We start from the raw sequence: 3,884 nt of genomic DNA, 5'->3' as shown, positions 1-3,884 counted from the left end.
GCCGCAGCGGCTCAGCCGAAACGGCCGGTGATGTAGTCTTCGGTCTGCTGCTTGTTCGGCTGCGAGAAGATGATTTCGGTGCGGTCGTGCTCGATCAGGTCGCCCAGGTACATGAAGGCGGTGTAGTCGGACACGCGCGCGGCCTGTTGCATGTTGTGGGTGACGATGACGATGGTGTAGTCGTTCTTCAGCTCTTCCACCAGCTGCTCGATGCGGCTGGTCGAGATCGGGTCCAGCGCCGAGGTCGGCTCGTCGAGCAGCAGCACGTCCGGACGCAGCGCCACCGCGCGGGCGATGCACAGGCGCTGCTGCTGGCCGCCGGACAGGCCCAGCGCGCTCTGCCCGAGCTTGTCCTTGACCTCGTCCCACAGCGCGCCCTGGCGCAGCGCCTGCTCGACGCGGTCGGCCATGTCGGCCTTGGACAGCTTCTCGTGGTGGCGGATGCCGTAGGCGACGTTCTCGAAGATGGTCATCGGGAACGGCACCGGCTTCTGGAACACCATGCCGACCTTGCTGCGCAGGCGGTTCATCGGGTACTTCGGCGAGAGGATGTTCTCGCCGTCCAGCAGCACCTCGCCGCGCGCTTCCAGCTTCGGGTACAGCGCGTAGATCCGGTTGAAGATGCGCAGCAGGGTGGACTTGCCGCAGCCGGAGGGACCGATCAGTGCGGTGACGCGCTTCTCCGGCACTTCCAGGTTGATGCCCTTCAGCGCGTGGTACTTGTCGTAGTAGAAGTCCAGGCCGCGCGCGGCGATCTTGACCGGCGACGGCGCCAGCGCGGTGTGCCCGTTGGGCATGGCGATGCGGTGCATCGGGGCGGCGTTGTGGTGATCGTTCATGGCCGGGTCCATAGGGGAATCAATCGTTGGAGATCTTGTTGCGCACCAGCAGGGCGCGCGCGCCGAGGCTGACCAGCAGGACGAAGACGGTGAGCACCAGCGCGCCGGACCAGGCCAGTTGCTGCCAGGTCGGGTAGGGGCTGCCGGCGAAGTTGTTCATCACCACCGGCACGCTGGCCATCGGCTTGAGGATGTTGTTGTTCCAGTACAGGTTGCCGAAGGAGGTGAACAGCAGCGGTGCGGTCTCGCCGCTGATGCGCGCCAGCGCCAGCATCACGCCGGTGACGATGCCGGCAGAGGCGCTGCGGTACAGCACCTGGATGGTCACCTTCCATTGCGGGATGCCCAGCGACAGCGCGGCCTCGCGCATCTGCGCCGGCACCAGCCGCAGCATCTCGTCGGTGGTGCGGACCACCACCGGCAGCACGATGAAGGCCAGCGACAGTGCGCCGGCCAGCGCCGAGAAATTGCCGCCGGTCTGCATCACGTACAGGGTGTAGACGAACAGGCCGAGCACGATCGACGGCGCCGACAGCAGGATGTCGTTGACGAAGCGCACCACCTGGCCGGTCTTGCGCGCGTTGCCGTACTCGGCCAGCCAGGTGCCGGCGGCCACGCCCAGCGGCGTGCCGATCAGCAGCGCCAGGCCGCACATCACCGCGCTGCCGAAGAACGCGTTGGCCAGGCCGCCGTTCTCGCCGGGCGGCGGGGTCATGCGCGTGAACAGGTCCAGGTTGATGCCGGAGATGCCCTTGGCCAGCAGGGTCCACAGGATCCAGGCCAGGAACACCAGCCCGAACAGCGCGGTCAGGCAGGACAGGGTGAGCGCCACGAAGTTGACCACGCGGCGGCGGTTGTACAGGCGGTGTGCGATGTCGGCGGCCATCTCAGTTGCCCTCCTTGCGCGACAGTTGCGCCAGCATCAGGCGGGCGATCGCCAGCACGACGAAGGTCACCAGGAACAGGACGAAGCCCAGCAGCAGCAGTGCCGAGCGGTAATCGCCGGTGGCCTCGCCGAAGTCGTTGGCGATCAGCGCGGCGATGGTGGTGCCCGGCTCCAGCAGCGAGGGCGACAGGCGCACCGTGTTGCCGACCACGAAGGCCACCGCCATGGTCTCGCCGAGCGCGCGGCCCAGGCCCAGGAAGATGCCGCCGATCACCGCCGAGCGGGTGTAGGGCAGCACGATGTCCCAACTCACCTCCCAGCGCGTGGAGCCGAGCGCGTAGGCCGACTCCTTGAGCCGGGTCGGCACGGTCAGGAACACTTCGCGCATCACCGACGAGATGAAGGGAATCACCATGATCGCCAGCACGAAGCCGGCGGTGAGCAGGCCGATGCCGATCGGGGGGCCCTGGAAAATCGGGCCGATCACCGGCAACGTGCCGAGGTGGTCGTTGAGCCAGGGCGTGACGTACTCGGACATGATCGGGATCAGCACGAACAGGCCCCACATGCCGTAGATGATCGACGGGATGCCGGCCAGCAGTTCGATCGCGGTCCCGACCGGGCCGCGCAGCCAGCGAGGCGCCACTTCGGTCAGGAAGAAGGCGATGCCGAAGCTCACCGGCACCGCGATCAGCATCGCGATCAAGGCGGTCACCAGGGTGCCGTAGATCGGCGCCAGTGCGCCGTACTTGTTCTCGACCGGGTTCCACTCGCTGGAGTAGAAGAAGCTCATGCCCTGTAGCTGCAGGGCATGACGGCCGCCCCACAGCATCGACAGCGCAGCGCTGCCGAGGGCGACGAGTACCAAAACGACGGTGGCGGTGAGGATCCAGCGGAACAATCGGTCGGCGCGGGCGTCACGCAGGTCGCGTCCGCGTGGCGCCGACATCGCTTCGGGAAGGACAGTGCTGTTCATGGGCTCGGTCGTCGCCGGAGCACGCGCCTGCGCGCTCCGATCGTGGCCGCGGCGGGGATGACCGCGCGCGGTGGGTGGTTGCATCGCTCCCGCACAGGCGGGAACCCGAAAGTCCGAATCACAAGTTGCCGAGACGGCGACCGGCGGCGCCTGGACTGCACCGCCGGTCGCCGCTTGCCGCCGCGGTGCGCGCAGTGCGCACCGCGGTGGCGCTTACTTGAATTCCTTGCTCCAGTAGGACTCGATCTGCTGCACCAGTTCCGGCGGCAGCGGCACGTAGTGCAGGGCGTCGGCCTGCGGCTGGCCCTTCTCGAAGGCCCACTTGAAGAAGTCCAGGGTCGCCTTGCTGCGCGCCGGATCCTTGGCCTGCTTGTGCATCAGCATGAAGTTGGTGGCGGTGATCGGCCACGCCTGCGGGCCCGCGGCGTTGGTGATGACCAGGTTGAAGTCCTTGGCGTTGGCCCAGTCGGCCGACGCGGCGGCCGCGGCGAAGCTCTCGGCATTGGGCTGCACCCAGTTGCCGGCGGCGTTCTGCATCGACGCGTACGGCATCTTGTTCTGCAGCGCGTAGGCCAGTTCGACGTAGCCGATCGAGCCCTTGATCTGCTGCACGTACGAGGCCACGCCTTCGTTGCCCTTGCCGCCGACGCCGCCCGGCCACTGTACCGAGGTGCCTTCGCCGACCTTGCCCTTCCACTCCGGGCTGACCTTGGACAGGTAGTTGGTGAAGTTGAAGCTGGTGCCCGAGCCGTCGGAGCGGTGCACCAGATTGATCTTGGTGTCGGGCAGCGTCACGCCCGGGTTCAGCGCGGTCAGCGCCGGGTCGTTCCACTTGCTGATCTTGCCCAGGAAGATGTCCGCCAGCACCGGGCCGGTCAGCCGCAGCTTGCCCGCGTCCATGCCGTCCAGGTTGACCACCGGCACCACCCCCCCAATCGCCGAGGGGAACTGGCCGAGACCGGCCGCGGCCAGCTCGGCGCTGTCCAGCGGCTTGTCGGAAGAGCCGAAATCGACCGTGCCGGCCTTGATCTGGGCGATGCCGCCGCCGGAACCGATCGACTGGTAGTTGATCTTGTTGCCGGTGGCCGCGTTGTAGTCGGCCGACCACTTGGAGATCAGCGGGTAGATGAAGGAAGCACCGGCGCCGGAAATCTCCGCCGCGGTCTTGGCGCCGGCGGCCGGC

At 67.5% G+C, this 3,884-nt stretch carries 4 protein-coding genes; all 4 read right to left on the bottom strand.

Features of this window, described 5'->3' with window-relative positions; genetic code table 11:
- Positions 1-11 precede the first annotated feature (11 nt).
- The gene (pstB, locus tag D588_RS0112580; RefSeq protein WP_010343978.1) at positions 12-839 is read right to left on the bottom strand and encodes a phosphate ABC transporter ATP-binding protein PstB; all 828 of its coding nucleotides are present in this window, start codon (positions 837-839) and stop codon (positions 12-14) included.
- A gap of 19 nt (positions 840-858) precedes the next feature.
- Positions 859-1,725: a phosphate ABC transporter permease PstA gene (pstA, locus tag D588_RS0112575; RefSeq protein ID WP_017916230.1), complete on the bottom strand. Its 867-nt coding sequence runs from the start codon at positions 1,723-1,725 to the stop codon at positions 859-861.
- 1 nt (position 1,726) lies between these two features.
- On the bottom strand, positions 1,727-2,701 hold the full coding sequence (gene pstC / locus D588_RS0112570) for a phosphate ABC transporter permease subunit PstC (RefSeq protein ID WP_026143658.1): 975 nt from the start codon (positions 2,699-2,701) through the stop codon (positions 1,727-1,729).
- Between the two features lie 213 nt (positions 2,702-2,914).
- A partial coding sequence (gene pstS / locus D588_RS0112565) for a phosphate ABC transporter substrate-binding protein PstS (protein ID WP_017916229.1) occupies positions 2,915-3,884 on the bottom strand: 970 nt, incomplete at its 5' end.

Origin of the sequence: Xanthomonas sp. SHU 308 (genome assembly GCF_000364645.1) — a bacterium.
Taxonomy (GTDB): Bacteria; Pseudomonadota; Gammaproteobacteria; order Xanthomonadales; family Xanthomonadaceae; genus Xanthomonas_A; species Xanthomonas_A sontii.
The sequence above is the reverse complement of the archived record's forward strand: the minus strand, read 5'-3'. Positions and strand labels throughout refer to the sequence as shown.

Excerpts from the sequence above, each read along its gene's own strand:
- pstB (WP_010343978.1), bottom strand. The coding sequence starts at position 839 with ATGAACGATCACCACAACGCCGCCCCGATGCACCGCATCGCCATGCCC.
- pstA (WP_017916230.1), bottom strand. The coding sequence starts at position 1,725 with ATGGCCGCCGACATCGCACACCGCCTGTACAACCGCCGCCGCGTGGTC.
- pstC (WP_026143658.1), bottom strand. The coding sequence starts at position 2,701 with ATGAACAGCACTGTCCTTCCCGAAGCGATGTCGGCGCCACGCGGACGC.